At 48.9% G+C, this 17,355-nt stretch carries 8 protein-coding genes and 1 pseudogene; 2 read left to right on the plus strand and 7 right to left on the minus strand.

The window, feature by feature from the left end:
• Window positions 1-248: 248 nt before the first annotated feature.
• The gene (gene cybB / locus FEK42_RS04695) at window positions 249-779 is read right to left on the minus strand and encodes a cytochrome b561 (protein WP_130210235.1); all 531 of its coding nucleotides are present in this window, start codon (window positions 777-779) and stop codon (window positions 249-251) included.
• A 188-nt stretch (window positions 780-967) separates the two neighbouring features.
• Here cybB and gap point away from each other — a divergent pair, with 188 nt between their 5' ends.
• Window positions 968-1,969 carry a type I glyceraldehyde-3-phosphate dehydrogenase gene (gene gap / locus FEK42_RS04700; protein WP_135492435.1) on the plus strand — a complete coding sequence of 334 codons (1,002 nt, stop codon included), beginning with the start codon at window positions 968-970 and terminating at the stop codon, window positions 1,967-1,969.
• A 40-nt stretch (window positions 1,970-2,009) separates the two neighbouring features.
• Here the strand turns inward: gap and aldA are convergent, their stop codons facing one another.
• The 3 genes from aldA to hrpA all read right to left on the minus strand — a co-directional run bounded on the left by aldA (window position 2,010) and on the right by hrpA (window position 8,620).
• Window positions 2,010-3,449: an aldehyde dehydrogenase gene (aldA, locus tag FEK42_RS04705; protein WP_135492433.1), complete on the minus strand. Its 1,440-nt coding sequence runs from the start codon at window positions 3,447-3,449 to the stop codon at window positions 2,010-2,012.
• A 195-nt stretch (window positions 3,450-3,644) separates the two neighbouring features.
• Window positions 3,645-4,445 (minus strand): DUF218 domain-containing protein YdcF, encoded by an 801-nt coding sequence (ydcF, locus tag FEK42_RS04710; RefSeq protein ID WP_130210241.1) that lies wholly within the window; start codon window positions 4,443-4,445, stop codon window positions 3,645-3,647.
• A gap of 272 nt (window positions 4,446-4,717) precedes the next feature.
• The gene (gene hrpA, locus FEK42_RS04715; RefSeq protein WP_135492431.1) at window positions 4,718-8,620 is read right to left on the minus strand and encodes an ATP-dependent RNA helicase HrpA; all 3,903 of its coding nucleotides are present in this window, start codon (window positions 8,618-8,620) and stop codon (window positions 4,718-4,720) included.
• Window positions 8,621-8,820: 200 nt separating this feature from the next.
• Between hrpA and azoR the strand changes: the two genes are divergently transcribed.
• Window positions 8,821-9,426: an FMN-dependent NADH-azoreductase gene (azoR, locus tag FEK42_RS04720; protein WP_135406526.1), complete on the plus strand. Its 606-nt coding sequence runs from the start codon at window positions 8,821-8,823 to the stop codon at window positions 9,424-9,426.
• Between the two features lie 41 nt (window positions 9,427-9,467).
• On the opposite strand, the pseudogene FEK42_RS22970 reads toward azoR, so the two are convergent.
• From FEK42_RS22970 to FEK42_RS04730, 3 genes and pseudogenes are all read right to left on the minus strand, one after another.
• Window positions 9,468-9,548, minus strand: a pseudogene (locus FEK42_RS22970) (hypothetical protein); the annotation flags it as partial.
• Window positions 9,549-10,409 (minus strand): pyridoxine 4-dehydrogenase, encoded by an 861-nt coding sequence (gene pdxI, locus FEK42_RS04725; protein ID WP_135492429.1) that lies wholly within the window; start codon window positions 10,407-10,409, stop codon window positions 9,549-9,551. It abuts the pseudogene before it with no gap.
• A gap of 219 nt (window positions 10,410-10,628) precedes the next feature.
• Complete coding sequence (locus FEK42_RS04730) at window positions 10,629-17,108, minus strand: autotransporter domain-containing protein (protein ID WP_138211756.1); 6,480 nt, start codon at window positions 17,106-17,108, stop codon at window positions 10,629-10,631.
• Between the last annotated feature and the right edge of the window lie 247 nt (window positions 17,109-17,355).

Here is a 17,355-nt window from a genome sequence, read left to right on the forward strand (position 1 = left end):
ATCCTTAACTGATCGGCATTCTACGCTGTGCGGTCTTTATTTCACTTAGGGAGATCAAAGATTGGAGAAATTGAATTTCAATCTTAACAGTAGATATATTGATTAAATATCAACCCGTTGAACATATAAACTCGGATTATGGTTTTATTTGTCATACAAATAAATATAATAGGCGCTTCCGATGTAGGCCCGTATTCTTCGCCTGTACCACGGGTCTGGTTTAGTACAGGCGCTTTCTTCTAATACCTTCAGGAGCGCTTACGCGGCATCATGCGCAAAAGCGTGTTGTCTTTCCATAAATAGTGGTGTGCCAGAGCAGCAGCCGCATGAAGCCCGATAACGTAATATCCCAGATTGGCCAACGTTTCATGCCACCACTTTAATCTATCCACCAGGTCAAAATTGGCCTCTGACGCGTAAGGCATTGTCAGACCAAACGCAAACCACGGATTACCCCGGTTATACATCATCACCAAACCAATCACTGGCAATACAATAAACAGGAGATAGATCACCAAATGTCCCAAATGAGCGAGTCCCGTCATCATGGGCCTGGGTTTCGGTACAATGGGCGGCGTTGGGTATTTCAATCTGAGTAACAGACGAACCACCATCAGCACGAGAATTGAGATGCCACATGAAACGTGGATCATGTTGATCACCGGACGATCGCTACGCGGGAAAAATCCACGAAACTCCATCGCACAATAGGCTGCAATAACCAGCAAAAAGACCAGCCAGTGAATGCCAATTTGTAACCTTGAATATCTAATTCCCATAACATTTCCTGCTTTAACACAATTTGCCGTTAACATAACGAGCTTTTCTTAAAATTTCATTAAATATTGTTCACCCGTTTTCAGTACGTTACGTTTCATGGCAAAAAGGTAGATTGCCCATCCTGTCATCCTGGTCTAAGCCTGGAAAGGACTAATTTTTACCCACAAGTTCTTGACTGGAGAAAACCATGAGCAAAGTTGGCATTAACGGTTTTGGTCGTATCGGCCGACTGGTATTACGTCGGCTACTTGAGATTAAAAGTAACATTGACGTTGTCGCCATTAATGATCTTACGTCTCCGAAAATTCTCGCCTACCTACTAAAGCACGATTCAAACTACGGTCCTTTCCCCTGGAGCGTCGATTTCACAGAGGATTCACTTATTGTTGATGGAAAAAGTATTGCGGTTTACGCCGAAAAAGACGCGAAAAATATCCCCTGGAAAGTAAAAGGTGCTGAAATTGTCATTGAATGTACCGGTTTTTATACTTCCGCAGAAAAATCCCAGGCGCATCTGGACGCTGGCGCGAAAAAGGTGTTGATTTCCGCACCGGCAGGAGAAATGAAAACCATCGTTTATAACGTCAATGATGGCACTCTGGATGGCAACGACACCATTATTTCTGTGGCGTCATGCACGACCAACTGTCTTGCGCCGATGGCCAAAGCATTGCATGACAGTTTTGGGATAGAAGTTGGCACAATGACAACGATCCATGCCTATACCGGCACCCAGTCTCTGGTGGATGGTCCGCGTGGTAAAGATTTACGTGCATCGCGGGCAGCGGCGGAAAATATCATCCCCCACACTACCGGTGCGGCAAAAGCCATTGGTCTGGTGATCCCGAAACTTAGCGGCAAACTTAAAGGCCATGCGCAACGCGTGCCAGTGAAAACAGGTTCAGTGACCGAGCTGGTGTCTATCCTTGGGAAAAAAGTGACTGCTGAAGAGGTGAATAACGCACTTAAAAAAGCAACGACCAATAACGAGTCATTTGGTTATACCGACGAAGAGATTGTCTCTTCCGATATCATTGGCAGCCATTTTGGTTCGGTGTTTGATGCGACCCAAACGGAAATCACCGCAGTGGGCGATTTACAACTGGTGAAGACCGTCGCCTGGTACGATAACGAGTATGGTTTTGTCACTCAACTCATTCGTACTCTGGAAAAATTCGCCAAACTCTGACCCGCACTGGCGGAGGAAAAACCTCCGCCTCTTTCATATCTTACGACTGCAAATAGACCACCTGAGTCTGTAGATACTCATGCAAACCATGTTTGCCATCTGCGCCGCCAATACCCGACTTACGCCATCCTGCATGGAAACCTTGCATAGCTTCGAAGTTTTCTCGGTTGATGTAGGTTTCGCCAAACTTGAGTCCTTTGATGGCTTTCATCGCCACGTTAAGATTCTCGGTATATATCGATGACGTCAGGCCATAATCGCTGTCGTTGGCCATGGAGATAGCCTGTTCCAGCGTGTCAAAAGCAACTACCGGCAGCACTGGCCCAAAGGTTTCTTCGTGCATAATGGACATTTCCTGGCGGACATCCAAAAGCAACGTTGGCGGATAATAATAACCTTTCCCTTCTACAGCCTTACCACCCAACGCGATTCTCGCGCCCTCTTCTACTGCCCGCGCTACCTTTTGTTCCACCCTTTCCAGAGCCGCAGCGTTAATCAGCGGCCCCATCGCAATGTCGTTACGTTCGGCGGGGTTACCAAATTGAACCGCCTGCATTGCCTCGCCCAGTCGATTAACAAAGCGATCGTAAATACCTTTCTGCACATAGACACGTTCCGCACAGTTACACACCTGCCCGGTATTTATCACGCGTGAATCAACAATGGCTTTGACGGCCAATTCAAGATCGGCGTCATCCATCAAGATAGCAGGGGCTTTGCCCCCCAGCTCCAGACACACTTTGGTGATATTTTTCGCCGCGGTCGCCATGATTTTTTCTCCGGCAGCGACGCTGCCTGTCATGCTGACCATAGCGACTTTTGGATTACCTGCCAACTCCTGACCTACCGTTTCACCGCGTCCTAACACAAGGTTAAACACGCCGCGTGGTAGGCCAATTTCGTCGACGATTTTAGCAAATGCGATCGCATTGTTTGGCGTAAATTCGCTCGGTTTGATGACGATGGTATTGCCTGTGAGAAGAGCTGGCGCCATTTTGCGAGCGATCAGGAAAAACGGGAAGTTCCACGGTAGGATACCGGTCGTTACGCCCAACGCACGTTTAAACAGCAGGATGTTTTCCCCTGGACGATCACTTTGAATAATCTCGCCCTCGTAGCGACGAGCCCATTCCGCCATGTAATCGATATAGTCAGCAGTAAAAGCGACTTCGACTTCGGCCAGCTGTTGAATTTTGCCACCTTCCTCGACGATCAATGAGCTAATTTCACTGGCCCGTTCGCGGATCCCCGCAGAGATTTTCCGTAACCAGTTCGCTCGTTCAATCGCGGGTAATGCTTCCCATTCTGGCTGCGCTCGCTCTGCCGCATCGATTGCTTTGCGAGCATCTTCAGCCTGGCCATCAGGAATGCGGGAAATCACTGCCTCTGTTGCGGGGTTAACCACATCAATCCATGTGTCGCCGCGCCAGGTGATAAACTGTCCATCGATATACATAGGATGTTGAACGGGTACAGACATGGGCTACTCCTGCGATTGATATATTTATATTTTGTAATTCATATGTTAATTAACATCAATCACAGCAGAGAAGGCATCGTGGATGTGCAATTTTGTGAAAGGCTTCATAAAAAGAGATACGACGGGAATAAAGAGAGGAAGAAAAAGATCAGATTATTACCCGTTTGCAATCATTTGTTCACAAACGGGCAATTATTAGCGCAGTGAGCGACTCTCCATTGCCTCAATAAGCACAGCGTCATACTGTAATAGCTGCCATGCCTGCATAACTTCTGACGGAAAATCGACGTGAACGATAAAATCGCGTCCGCGCGGTCCATAGCCATCGCTGTCATCGCGCAAGCGTGGCAGCTCGCCAGTAAGTAGGGACAAATATCGCTCAACTGGCCATAGTCCTGTCAGCGGATTAGCAAACGTCACGCTGCCTGCATCATTTCCCAACTGTGGTACGAATCCCGGATAACTTAGCCAGCGAGGTGCATCAGGATTATCTCCGGTAATACGACGGAACGTCGCCATGGTTCGGCGTTGCATAGTGGGATCCTGGACGACAATCGTGGTATGGACTCGCTCTGCTAACTGATTCAATAATGCGATACTGAAACGGGCATTTTCTCCACAGTTAGTTGACTGGTCTTCAATCCAGATTTTTTCCTGCGGAATGTGCCAGAACTGATGAGCGATATCCGCCAGGATGGTAGCTTCTGCCCTGCCAGTGGTGCTGATAGTGTTGTAGTGCGGATGCTGTGCGATGGCGCTATACAAAAAAGTTGTCGAGTGACCTATACCACCACTAATCAGTAAAGGAATTTGCTGATCTCTTGCAATCTTACAAGCGGCATCGATAGTGGGAATGACAGCATTGCCTGCAAGTATCACGCAATCGGCCTGATACGGAGCTTCACCGGAGAAATCATCCTGCGCCAGCCATCGACCGATAACGTTTATAGCATCAATGGTTGACGCTGAAAGCGTCGGAAACGGGTTAATATTCATGGTCCCTCCTTATCGTTCCCTTAAGAATACTGCGTGAGATAATAATGAGAAGCGGAGCACTCTGAAAGGAGGAAGCCGTATTTCCTTAACCACCTCTCCGCAAGCCTGACATGTCTTTTACGGAAAAGCTGTAGATAAACATTATTCATCTTGCAGCAGAGAATTGTATTTTTCTGAATTCCCCAATTTTTGCCTTTACCGTTTTTAGAATGAATAAAAAACCCGGCGCTAAATGCTTACCGGGTTTTAGATTTATCAGGCAAATAGCAGAGTTAACCGCTAATCTGCTCCATCGCCTGCAAAATACGCTTATCCGATATAGGATAAGGTGTCCCCAACTGTTGAGCGAAGTAACTAACGCGCAGCTCTTCTATCATCCAACGGATCTCTTTCACGTCTTCATCCTCACGACGTGCAGGCGGCAGTTTGTTGAGCCATTGCTGCCACGCCTGCTGGACGTTTTCGACTTTCAGCATCTGCACACGGTCGCGATGTGGATCAATCGCCAGTTTTTCCAGTCGTTTTTCAATCGCCTGCAAATATCGCAGCGTGTCGCCCAGCCGTTTGAAGCCGTTACCAGTAACAAAACCGCGATAAACCAGCCCGCCCATCTGCGCTTTGATATCCGACAGCCCCAGCGCCATCGTCATATCCACCCGCCCTTTTAGGCGTTTGTTGATATTGAAGACTGCCGTAAGGATTTGCTCGACCTGCTTCGCAATATCCACCACCGTGTCGTTCAGTTCAGCGCGCACTTTTTCATGCAGCGCAGCAAAGCCTTCTTCCGTCCAGACCGGGCCACCATTGGCGTCGATCAGTTGATCCACACCGCAGGAGATACAGTCGTCAATCAGCTCCAGCACTTTCCCATACGGGTTAAAGTACAGTCCCAGCTTGGCTTTGTTCGGTAACTTTTCATGTAAATACTTAATTGGCGATGGAATATTCAGCAGCAGTAGACGGCGAAGACCGTTCCACATTGCCTGTTTTTGCTCCAGCGGGTTATCAAACAGTTTGATCGCCACACTGTCGCGCTCATCCACCAGCGCTGGCCACGCCTTCACTTTGTAGTTGCCGCGCTTCTGCTCGTAGCTTTCCGGCAGTTGCCCAAAACTCCAGATATGTAAGCCGCTCTGCTCTATACCGTCATCGGCCACCGCAGACAGCGTTTCCTGCACTTTGCCTTTCAGCGCATCTTTCAGATCTTGTAGCGAGCGCCCTTCTTTTAGCTTCTTGTTTTTGTCATCCACCACGCGGAAGGTGATTTTCAGGTGATCGGGCACCTGATCCCAGTGCCAGTCTTCGCGGTCAACGGTAACGCCGGTCATCCGCCGTAACTCGCGCTCAAGGCTGTCGAGCAACGGTAACTCCAGCGGGTTGACGCGGCCTAAAAACGCTTCGGCATAGTTTGGCGCAGGTACAAAATTACGGCGTACCGGTTTCGGCAACGATTTAATCAGAGCAATCACCAGTTCGCGGCGCAGGCCGGGGATCTGCCACTCAAACCCACTCTCCTCAACCTGGTTAAGTAACGGCAGCGGAATATGTACGGTCACACCGTCAGCATCTGCGCCGGGCTCAAACTGATAGCTCAAACGCAGTTTGAGATTGCCCTGATGCCAGAAGTTCGGGTAATCCAGCTTGCTGATTTTTTCCGCACCTTCTTTGATCAACATACTCTTTTCAAAGTTGAGCAAATCAGGCGTTTCGCGGCTGACTTTTTTCCACCAGCTGTCGAAGTGGCGTGCAGAGATCACATCATGGCTGATGCGCTGGTCGTAGAACTCAAACAACGTTTCGTCATCAACCAGAATATCGCGGCGACGTGATTTGTGTTCCAGCTCTTCCACTTCTGCCCGCAGTTTCAGGTTTTCGCGGAAGAAAGCGTGACGCGTCTGCCAGTCACCTTCCACCAGCGCATGGCGAATAAAGAGTTCACGACACAGCGCAGGATCAATCTGGCTGTAGTTAACCTTACGCGCGGCGACAATCGGCAAGCCATAAACGGTGATTTTTTCCGTTGCCATCACCGCGCCCTGCGCCCGTTCCCAGTGCGGTTCACTGTAGGTGCGTTTAATCAAATGCTGAGCGACGGGTTCCACCCATTCCGGATCGATGCGTGCCGCAATGCGCCCCCACAGGCGGCTGGTTTCTACCAGTTCCGCCACCATCACCCATTTCGGCGGCTTTTTGAATAAACCGGAACCGGGGAAAATGGAAAAACGCGCGTTACGTGCGCCGGTATATTCTTGTTTATCGGCATCTTTCATGCCGATATGGGAAAGCAAACCGGTCAGTAAGGCGATGTGAATTTCGCGATACTCCGCCGGTTCGCTGTTCACCGGAATGCCGAGTTCTTTAACTACCTGGCGCAACTGGGTATAGATATCCTGCCATTCGCGCACGCGCAGATAGTTGAGATAATCGGTACGGCACAGGCGACGGAAGGCGTTCGAAGAAAGCGTCTTTTGCTGCTCGCCGAGATAATTCCACAGATTTACAAACGCGAGGAAGTCAGACTCTTTGTCGTGGAAGCGACGATGTTTTTCGTCCGATGCCTGCTGTTTATCCATCGGACGCTCGCGCGGATCCTGAATGGAGAGCGCGGACGTGATAATCATCGCCTCACGCACGCAGCCATGTTTTTGCGCTTCCAGCACCATACGCGCCAGACGTGGGTCGACAGGCAACTGCGAGAGCTGGCGACCGAGCGGCGTCAGTTTATAGGCACTGGCCTGTTCATCCGTGGTGATCGCGCCCAGCTCTTCGAGCAGACGCACACCATCCTGAATATTGCGTTTATCTGGCGCTTCAACAAACGGGAACGCGGCGATATCGCCCAGCCCCAGCGCGGTCATCTGCAAAATAACCGATGCCAGGTTAGTACGCAGAATCTCCGGATCGGTAAACTCCGGGCGCGAGAGGAAATCGTCTTCCGAATAGAGACGAATACAGATCCCTTCTGACACACGTCCGCAGCGGCCTTTACGCTGATTAGCTGAAGCCTGTGAAATTGGCTCAATCGGCAAACGCTGCACTTTAGTGCGATAGCTGTAACGGCTGATACGCGCCGTACCTGGGTCGATAACGTACTTTATACCCGGTACGGTCAACGACGTTTCCGCGACGTTGGTCGCCAGCACAATGCGCCGTCCGCTGTGCGGCTGGAACACGCGGTTCTGTTCGCTGTTCGAAAGCCGCGCATAAAGCGGCAAGATTTCGGTATGGCGTAAGTTCAGCTTGTTCAGCGCATCGGCGGTATCGCGAATTTCTCGCTCGCCGCTCATAAAGATCAGAATGTCGCCAGGGCTTTCCTGGCTCAGTTCATCTACGGCATCGAAAATAGCCTGCAACTGGTCGCGCTCGGTGTCATCGGCTTCTTCAACAATCGGGCGATAGCGCACTTCCACCGGATAGGTCCGACCGGAGACTTCAATAATCGGCGCATTATTAAAGTGGCGCGAAAAGCGTTCCGGGTCGATAGTCGCGGAAGTGATAATGATTTTTAGGTCAGGACGCCGCGGCAGCAACTCTTTCAAATAGCCGAGCAGAAAATCAATGTTCAGGCTACGTTCGTGCGCTTCGTCGATGATGATGGTGTCGTACTGCATCAACAGGCGATCTTGCTGGATTTCCGCCAGCAAGATACCGTCGGTCATCAGCTTGACCATCGTGTTATCACTTACGTGATCGCTGAAACGCACTTTGTAACCGATGCAACCGCCCGGCTCCGTTTTCAGCTCTTCCGCAATACGGTTCGCCACCGTTCTTGCCGCCAGGCGACGCGGCTGGGTATGGCCGATCAGCCCTTTAATCCCGCGCCCCAGCTCCATACAGATTTTCGGTAGCTGGGTCGTTTTACCGGAACCCGTTTCCCCGGCGACGATCACCACCTGGTGATCACGAATTGCTTCGAGAATGTCCTGTTTTTTCTGACTAACCGGCAAATTGTCCGGGTAAGTAATTTCCGGTCGTGCCGCTTCACGCAGCAGGACTTTCTCTGCCGCCTGGTCAATCTCTTTAGCCATCTCCTGGAAAATGGCCTGTTGTGCATCAGGATTTTTAACCTTCTTCACGCCGTGCAGACGGCGAGAAAAACGCAGTCCGTCACGCAGCATCAGCGAATCCAGCCGTTGCTGTAAGGCGTTAAAGGTCAATTTTTGTTGTTCTGTCATAACGTTAGCGGGCAGTAGGCTGCCTGATTAATTTTCTTTTAAATGATAGATATAGAGTACCACATCGCAGCTTTTTATGTGTTGTTCAATAAATTCGAACATAGACTTCGATATATTGCGCTATCTCTGTGGCAGGATTGTGAATAAAGTGTCAACAAGCAACGGGGCATCGCCCATTCAAACATCTATAAGGAAACACCATGAGCAAGGTATTAGTTCTTAAATCCAGCATCCTGGCAGGGTACTCTCAGTCTAATCAGTTGTCCGATTATTTTGTTGAACAGTGGCGTGAAAAGCATTCCGCTGATGAAATCACTGTTCGTGACCTGGCTGCAAATCCGATTCCGGTCCTGGATGGTGAACTGGTTGGCGCTCTGCGTCCGAGCGATGCGCCGCTGACTCCGCGTCAGCAGGAGGCTTTAGCGCTTTCCGATGAGCTAATTGCCGAGCTGAAAGCCCACGACGTTATCGTTATTGCGGCACCGATGTACAACTTCAACATCTCGACTCAGTTGAAAAACTATTTTGATCTGGTTGCACGTGCAGGCGTTACTTTCCGCTATACCGAGAACGGTCCGGAAGGTCTGGTAACGGGTAAAAAAGCCGTTGTTATTACCAGCCGCGGCGGTATCCATAAAGATGGACCAACTGACCTGGTGACGCCGTATCTGTCCACGTTCCTGGGCTTTATCGGCATTACTGATGTGAAATTTGTTTTCGCCGAAGGGATTGCCTACGGTCCGGAAATGGCAGCAAAAGCACAGTCTGACGCGAAAGCAGCCATTGACAGCATTGTTGCTGCATAACCGGACACGATCTTGATGTGGACTGTAGTTCAGTCCACATCTCAATCCGCTAACCTGTTTTCCCACAATCTCAGCATCGCTTTGTGCTCTTCCTTCAGCACAATCTGCGAGCGTCTGGCTCGTTATTCTCGCGAAATACCATCCAACGTAAACAACACTTCCTCAGAAAGATGCAGTTTTTCAGCAGCCATATTCTCCCGTAAATGCGCGACGGAAGACGTCCCAGGGATAAGCAAAATATTCGGTGAACGCTGTAACAGCCATGCCAGCGCCACCTGCATCGGTGTCGCATTAAGGCTTGCTGCCACTTCCGAAAGCGTGGAGGATTGCAGCGGCGTGAAACCACCGAGCGGAAAGAACGGTACGTATGCAATGCCATCGCGGGCCAAAGCATCAATCATTGCGTCATCAGCACGGTGCGCGATGTTGTATTCGTTCTGTACACAGACGATTTCGGCAATCTTACGCGCCTCTGCAACCTGCGTCGGTGTGACGTTACTCAGACCAATATGTTTTACCAGCCCTTGTTGTTGCATCTCCGCCAGCACGGTCAGGCTGGCTTCAATCGATCCTTCCGCTGGGCCATGACCATCGCCAAACATAACGCGCAGGTTAACCACATCCAGTACGTCCAGGCCGAGATTACGTAGATTATCGTGCACCGCTTTTTGCAGCTCTGCCGGAGAAAAAGCGGGCAACCAGGAAGCATCCTCACCACGCCGCGCTCCAATTTTAGTGACAATTGTCAGGTCGTCAGAGTAAGGATAAAGCGCTTCACGGATAATCTGATTGGTGACATGCGGACCATAAAAGTCGCTGGTGTCAATGTGATTGACGCCCAATGCCAGTGCCTCACGCAGCACGGTTATAGCAACGTGGCGATCTTTCGGAGGGCCGAAAACGCCAGGCCCAGCCAGTTGCATTGCACCGTAACCAAGACGATTAACGGATTTTGTACCGAGAGTAAATGTGTTGCTGCTCATAACACCCTGCCCTGTAATAAAACGGAATACGAAAAATCAGTATAGAAATGAAAAACGAAAAAAATGCGAAGACGTAAACAAGATTGCCGGATGTACTGCACATACCGGCGCAGGGAAAAGCAGCAAACCGTTGGCTGGATAAGACATGCCAGGCGTCGCATCTGGCAATAAAAAACCGCAACCTGAATCAGCGTTGCGGTTTTCTTCACGACCTAATCATTAGAACGTTTTCTTAAAGTTCAGCATTACGCCTTTATCGCTGATGCTATCCTCTTTCCAGTGGTAAGCATCCAGATTCAGCGAACTTTCTTTACTGCTGTACTTCACGCCAACGCTTGCAAGATTATTAATACCGCCGCCTTTCTGACCGTCATCAACATTAAAGTGCTGACTGCCTGCGCCGGCAAGGCTTGCAGTACGCTGGCTCTTCGCATAACTCAGGTTTGGCCCACCTTCCAGTGTCGCGTTCGCGCTCCAGCCGTCTTTGCCTGCGTAGTCCAGTTTCAACCCGACGATACTGTCTACTGCCGTTTCGCTGCCGCTGTTCATACTCAGGTTAAAGTCTCCGGCATTTCGCTCCTGATAGCCACCTTCCAGTGTGTGACGCAGTTTTACACCCGCATATGGTGTGAGCTTCAGCCCCTCGCTCGGCTCGAAGGTCTTCGCTCCTTCGCTACGGAACTCAAGGTACTGCTGTTTCACATCGGTATCTGCCGTTTTGCTCGTGTTGCTAAATGCAATTGAACGACTGCTGTCGAGGTTATGCACGTCATAACGCAATGCGTTATTCCAGCTCATGCCATTCTCGAAGGACATCTGATGTTTCAGGCCAAAGAACTGGCTGTAGCCGCCAGTCACCCCGTTATCACCCGCTTTCTGTGCACCATCGCCATCGAGACGAGCGATCCCGTACTCCAGACTCATCGTCTGGCTTTCACTCAGGTCAATGGTTTTACGCAATGCCAGCATGTCGTACTCGGTGTTGTTGCCCAACTCGGCACGCGGATCGCCTTTTGCGACTACATTGAACGCCAGACCGTTACCCACCTTCGGTGCCGCATCCGCCAGCATACTGAAGCGATTACTTAACACGCGCGCTTCACGGAACACTGTCGTGGCCTGGCTGCCGCTGATTTGCTTAAGTGCGCTATTCAATTCTGCCGTAGTACCAACGTTAAGGCTGGTGTACAGCTCGTTGTTGGTATAACTCGCATCCAGTGCTTTCGCGACGTCATTCACCGAAGCATCAGTTGCCACCTCGGTGTAGGCGTTTTTACTCATGGTGACGTCAACGTTGCCATTGACATCGGTGCTGCCTTTAGCGTTCCAGACAACTGAGGAGGAAGTAATATTCTCCACGCCGCTGATATTTTCACCTTTGAAAACATCATCAATCACTACGCTGGTATCAGCAGTACCGGCACTGAAGCCGGTATTGACCGTGACGTTGTCACTTATGACCAGATTATTGGCTCTCAACGTGCCGGAACTTCCGTCACTGTTGGTACCAATGGTGTAATTGGTGAGTTTTTGCTGGGTAACTGACTCAACAGGCGCAGCAGGTACATTGCCTTGTCCTGGTATCGCAGAAGCATTCGGTACGGTGATATCAGTAGTACCATCATGATCATTTCTCGTCCCTGTTGTATTTGGTGCATAAATATCGCAACCAATATTACACAGCAGGTTGATAATACCGTTATTGACGATCGCTTTAGTGGAACCACCAAACGCCCATGAATTATCTGCGTAAAGATTAATAACGCCGTCTTTAGTGTTATTAATCGTCGTTGCAGAACCATTACCTTTAATGCCAATCAGGCCTTCACCGTTGCTTCCATCAGCTTTGCCCTGTTCAGTACCCACGTTAATCGTGCCACTGTTCACCAACTGGATTGTGTAACTGGTAGCTCCTCCACTAATGGCAACTGCACCATCACCCTGAATATTGATTGTTCCGGCATTTGCGAAATTATATCCACGGCCTAAATCAATCAATGGCGCAGTTGGATTAATACCATTAATAACGCCAGTTTCCGTATTCCAGATCCACTTACCATTACTATTTGAACCGGTATTAGCGGTTTTAATCGCGCTGTAACCATTAGTCGCGGTAATAGTACCGCGGTTAACCTGGGCAAGTGAATCACCAGTACGAGTCACATTAACGATAGCATTTTCCCCTCCCGCAATAGCATTGCCGCTATTTGTGAGCGTCGAACCTGCGTCATTATAAAGCAAGAAACTACCGTTTATTAAAGAGCTACCATCAGCAGTTACTGTCATATCACCAGTGTTAACAATATTTTGTTTATAACTAGTTCCATTAATAACACCGCTGAAAATACCTTCATTATAGAAGTTTATTCCACCATTCAACGTTAACATATCGGTTGTGATACTTCCCGAAGCACGGTTATAAATACTGGTACTAGCATTGATGGTGTCGGACTCCAGCACTCCTTTATTTTCCAATCCTTTTATGATATCCAACTTACCATTAACCGTCAGACTGGCATTTTCTTCATTGTACAACCAGTTTGATGCTTTTAAATCACCATTCAACGTTTCATTACCATTATTAACTAATGGCGCAGTAATGATAAATCCATCCTTAGTGGATGTCTTGGTAACTGATTCACCACTCTTGCTCAGCTCTCTTAATAGATCTTTGTTTTCTGTTGTAGCCCCCATATGTGGATCAGCTTCATCCATAGGAACACCAAACAGATTAATAGCACCATAATTAAGGATTGTACCTGTGCCATCGTTATAAAACGCCTGACCGGTATCAACATTAATATTAATAATACCTGTCTGGTCGTTGATAGCAGTACCATAGTTATAAACAGCCATCCCTACCAGGGTGTTTGCTGCCAGGTTTGCATCATAATGACTATTTTTCTCAAGATTAATCGTCCCCTGGTTTATGACGATATTGCTCGCACCATAAGCAGCCATCCCTGCACCGGCGTTATAGACAGTGATGACCCCGCCTTGCTGGTTGGTTGCAACTGCGTTTTCTTTTGGGCTACTACCTGTATCGGTACCCACAGCCATACCTACGCCAAAATCTCTGGCGTCAGCGGAGCCAATGTTATTATTCAACGTAGTTGTGTCGTTTACATCAACCCACAACGAATCCAGACTGATTTTCCCCGCATTATCTGCAGTGGAATTATCAATGGCCAGCATACCGATCGTGCCGCGTCCATACAAATCAATAATTCCGTCTACAGTATTGACCACTGAGCCATTGATGAACGACTCCATCCCTGTAGTGCCAGATGCTCTATTATAGAACGCAGCTGGGGTTGTACTTCCAAGGTCAGAATAGATATTCATCACACTCTGTTGCTGCATTATTTTTGCGGTAATTGTCCCATTATTTGTTGCATTACCATCTTGTGTCGCAAAGAATCCAGCACCAGCAGTTTGTACTTGCCCATAAAAATATTGTTCCAATGTAATGGAACCATTGTTAATACCGGTAGAGTCAGCGTTTGATACTGTTGCAAATCCAATGTTTCTTAGTGCTATGTCACCATTATTTATTGCACTCGCTCCTGAATTAACACCTATGAGTCTTGATTCTGGCGTGTTGTAATGATCATAAGAAGTAATATCACCCATACTTAGTGTGGCACCAACATCGACCTCAAGTATAGCTTTATTATTTAACTGAATGATACTTTCATAACCTAATGGGAAATCACCACTTATTGTTGAATCCCCTTTAAGATGAACAGTGGATTGGCCATCAACACTAATGACCTGAACATCGCCATATCCCTTGCGCTGCGCAGCTATAGCAGAACCATCGGTTAATTGATTGGCCTCACCTACCAGATGAATGCCACTATTTAAATTAATTGTATTGTCATCACCTGTCACTACCAAACCAGAGATATTCTCCTGACTACCATCATATTTTAAATATGACTGGGTAGTCGTTTCACTATCGGCAACAACTGTCAATTTACCATCGACATTTGTATTGTTATTATTGCCTTTAATACTAATGCCAGTAGAAGTATCGTAAAATTTTTCAGCACCATTATCCGCTAACTGATCTTTATCAACCTTGATGTTGCCAGTGATATCAACGTTATTACCATCACCATTAACATTAACCCCAGTGGCCGACTGCCCGGTTACATTCAGATCGGTCGTAGCCAACGTTAATTTGTTGTCGTCACCATTGAGCACAAGCCCCGTGGAGAAATCACCAATCTGCATATCGCCAGCCACTGAGACATCCCCATTATTAGTAGTGATGCTAAACCCGGTAGCTGAATTCGTAACATCAACCTTGCCGGTATTCGAAAAGGTCGCGTTCTCACCTTCGATCTGAATACCGATCGAACCCTCATCTGTAACGGTTATGGTGCCCTTGTTATTCACCGTCGCACTGTCACCGGTGATATCCATTCCATGAGCCCCGCCACTTACATTCAGATCACCGTTCTGATTGACTGTCGCATTATTTCCAGCGATTTCTGTGCCGGTGGAGTCCTTGCCGTCAATGGTGGTTTTGCCGCCGTTATTCGCCGTGGCGTCGTCACCGTTAATCTGTGTGCCGGTGCCGCCGTTGATGATAGTGCTGTCACCTTCGTTATTAACAACCGCCTGGTCGCCGTCGATCTGAATGCCGATAGATTCCGGATCGGTCACGGTCATGGTGCCGTTATTGTCCACCGTCGCGCTGTCGCCGGTGATATCAATCCCGTGACCGCCGCCGCTGACGTCCAGATCGCCGTCCTGAATAACGGTGCCGTTATTGCCGTTGATTTCCGTGCCAGTGGCATCGTTGCCATCAACGGTGGTTTTGCCGCCGTTATTCGCCGTGGCGTCGTCACCGTTAATCTGTGTGCCGGTGCCTCCGTTGGTGATAGTGCTGTCGCCTTCGTTGTTAACAACCGCCTGGTCGCCGTCGATCTGAATGCCGATGGACTCCGGATCGGTCACGGTCATGGTGCCGTTATTGTCCACCGTGGCGCTGTCGCCGGTGATATCAATCCCGTGACCGCCGCCGCTGACATCCAGATCGCCGTCCTGAATAACGGTGCCATTATTACCGTTGATTTCCGTGCCAGTGGCATCTTTGCCATCAACGGTGGTTTTGCCGCTGTTACTCGCCGTGGCGTCGTCACCGTTAATTTGTGTGCCGGTGCCGCCGTTGCTGATGGTGCTGTCACCTTCGTTATTAACAACCGCCTGGTCGCCGTCGATCTGAATGCCGATGGACTCCGGATCGGTGACGGTCATGGTGCCGTTATTGTCCACCGTCGCGCTGTCGCCGGTGATATCAATCCCGTGACCGCCGCCGCTGACATCCAGATCGCCGTCCTGAATAACGGTGCCGTTATTGCCGTTGATTTCCGTGCCAGTGGCATCTTTGCCATCAACGGTGGTTTTGCCGCCGTTATTCGCCGTGGCGTCATCACCGTTAATTTGCGTACCGGTGCCGCCGTTGCTGATGGAGCTGTCGCCATCGTTATTAACAACCGCCTGGTCGCCGTCGATCTGAATGCCGATGGACTCCGGATCGGTGACAGTCATGGTGCCGTTATTGTCCACCGTCGCGCTGTCGCCGGTGATATCAATTCCGTGACCACCGCCGCTGACATCCAGATCGCCGTCCTGAATAACTTTTCCGTTATTGCCGTTGATTTCCGTGCCGGTGGAGTCTTTACCGTCAACGGTGGTTTTGCCGCTGTTATTCGCCGTGGCGTCGTCACCGTTAATTTGCGTACCGGTGCCGCCGTTGCTGATGGAGCTGTCGCCATCGTTATTAACAACCGCCTGGTCGCCGTCGATCTGAATGCCGATAGATTCCGGATCGGTGACAGTCATGGTGCCGTTATTGTCCACCGTCGCGCTGTCGCCGGTGATATCAATCCCGTGACCACCGCCGCTGACATCCAGATCGCCGTCCTGAATAACTTTCCCGTTATTACCGTTGATTTCCGTGCCGGTAGAGTCTTTACCGTCAACGGTGGTTTTGCCGTTGTTATTTACTGTGGCATTATCACCCGTAATTATGAGTTCACCATTGTGATTATATTGCCACGTTATTGCGCCATCTGGGCTCACCCCTTCAAGGGCTACGGTATTATTTGCTTCATCAATCTGCCAAAGATTAATCGTTGCCTTACGCCCATTGCTATCTTGCAGAGAAATAGTCCCGTCAGCATTTTCGCTGTAAGTAAAAACGGTATCGCGAATCGTTAACGTTTTTGCTGTTTTATCGAAGATAACGTCATTATTGAACGAAATGGGTTTGGGGGGCGTAGGGGGATCATCTTGACCATCGTCCGGGATTATATCATCTCCGCCAGGCGTTGGGGGCACTGGCGTATCGCCTGAATCATCATCGGGTGGTGTCGGCGGTACAGGGGCATTGTTGCGATGATGATGATTACCATCATCGTTTAGTTCGACGACCGCCAGCGCGGTGATTAACGCAAAGGCACCAGAGGCAACCCACGGCATAAGGTTTTGTTGTACTTGTGGAGAACATTCGGGAGGGATTTGCTTTAACGCTTCCGGAGTCAGCTTGTCAGGGTCTGCCGGACAAGTCACATTGGTATTTTTCTTTTCGCCTATGGCCGTTTCTGTCTCTGTAATATTAGCCGCCCAACCCTGACCACTCAGAGCTAATGCAATACAGGCTGATAATAGGGTTTTCCTTTGCATAATAAATCCTTCTGACAAATATAAAGAATGCCAGGATTTATAAAAATTATTGAAATCAACAACCTTTACAAATACCTGACCATGAAACATTCAAAAAACATATGCAAGGCATTCTATATTGCTATTTGAACATTATTCAATCTATTTTGTCAGTATCGACTAATTATAGTTTCAATGAATATTTAAATCATAAAAAGATAATTTTTATATATAATTAAAAACCATCTCAATGATGATAAAGATCTCG

The organism is Escherichia sp. E2748 (genome assembly GCF_005781125.1).
Classification (GTDB): Bacteria; Pseudomonadota; Gammaproteobacteria; order Enterobacterales; family Enterobacteriaceae; genus Escherichia.

Bases quoted from the DNA above. Each gene is read 5' to 3' on its own strand.
- pdxI (WP_135492429.1), bottom strand. From the start codon at position 10,409: ATGAGCAGCAACACATTTACTCTCGGTACAAAATCCGTTAATCGTCTT.
- cybB (WP_130210235.1), bottom strand. From the start codon at position 779: ATGGGAATTAGATATTCAAGGTTACAAATTGGCATTCACTGGCTGGTC.
- gap (WP_135492435.1), top strand. From the start codon at position 968: ATGAGCAAAGTTGGCATTAACGGTTTTGGTCGTATCGGCCGACTGGTA.
- ydcF (WP_130210241.1), bottom strand. From the start codon at position 4,445: ATGAATATTAACCCGTTTCCGACGCTTTCAGCGTCAACCATTGATGCT.
- FEK42_RS04730 (WP_138211756.1), bottom strand. From the start codon at position 17,108: ATGCAAAGGAAAACCCTATTATCAGCCTGTATTGCATTAGCTCTGAGT.
- aldA (WP_135492433.1), bottom strand. From the start codon at position 3,449: ATGTCTGTACCCGTTCAACATCCTATGTATATCGATGGACAGTTTATC.
- azoR (WP_135406526.1), top strand. From the start codon at position 8,821: ATGAGCAAGGTATTAGTTCTTAAATCCAGCATCCTGGCAGGGTACTCT.
- hrpA (WP_135492431.1), bottom strand. From the start codon at position 8,620: ATGACAGAACAACAAAAATTGACCTTTAACGCCTTACAGCAACGGCTG.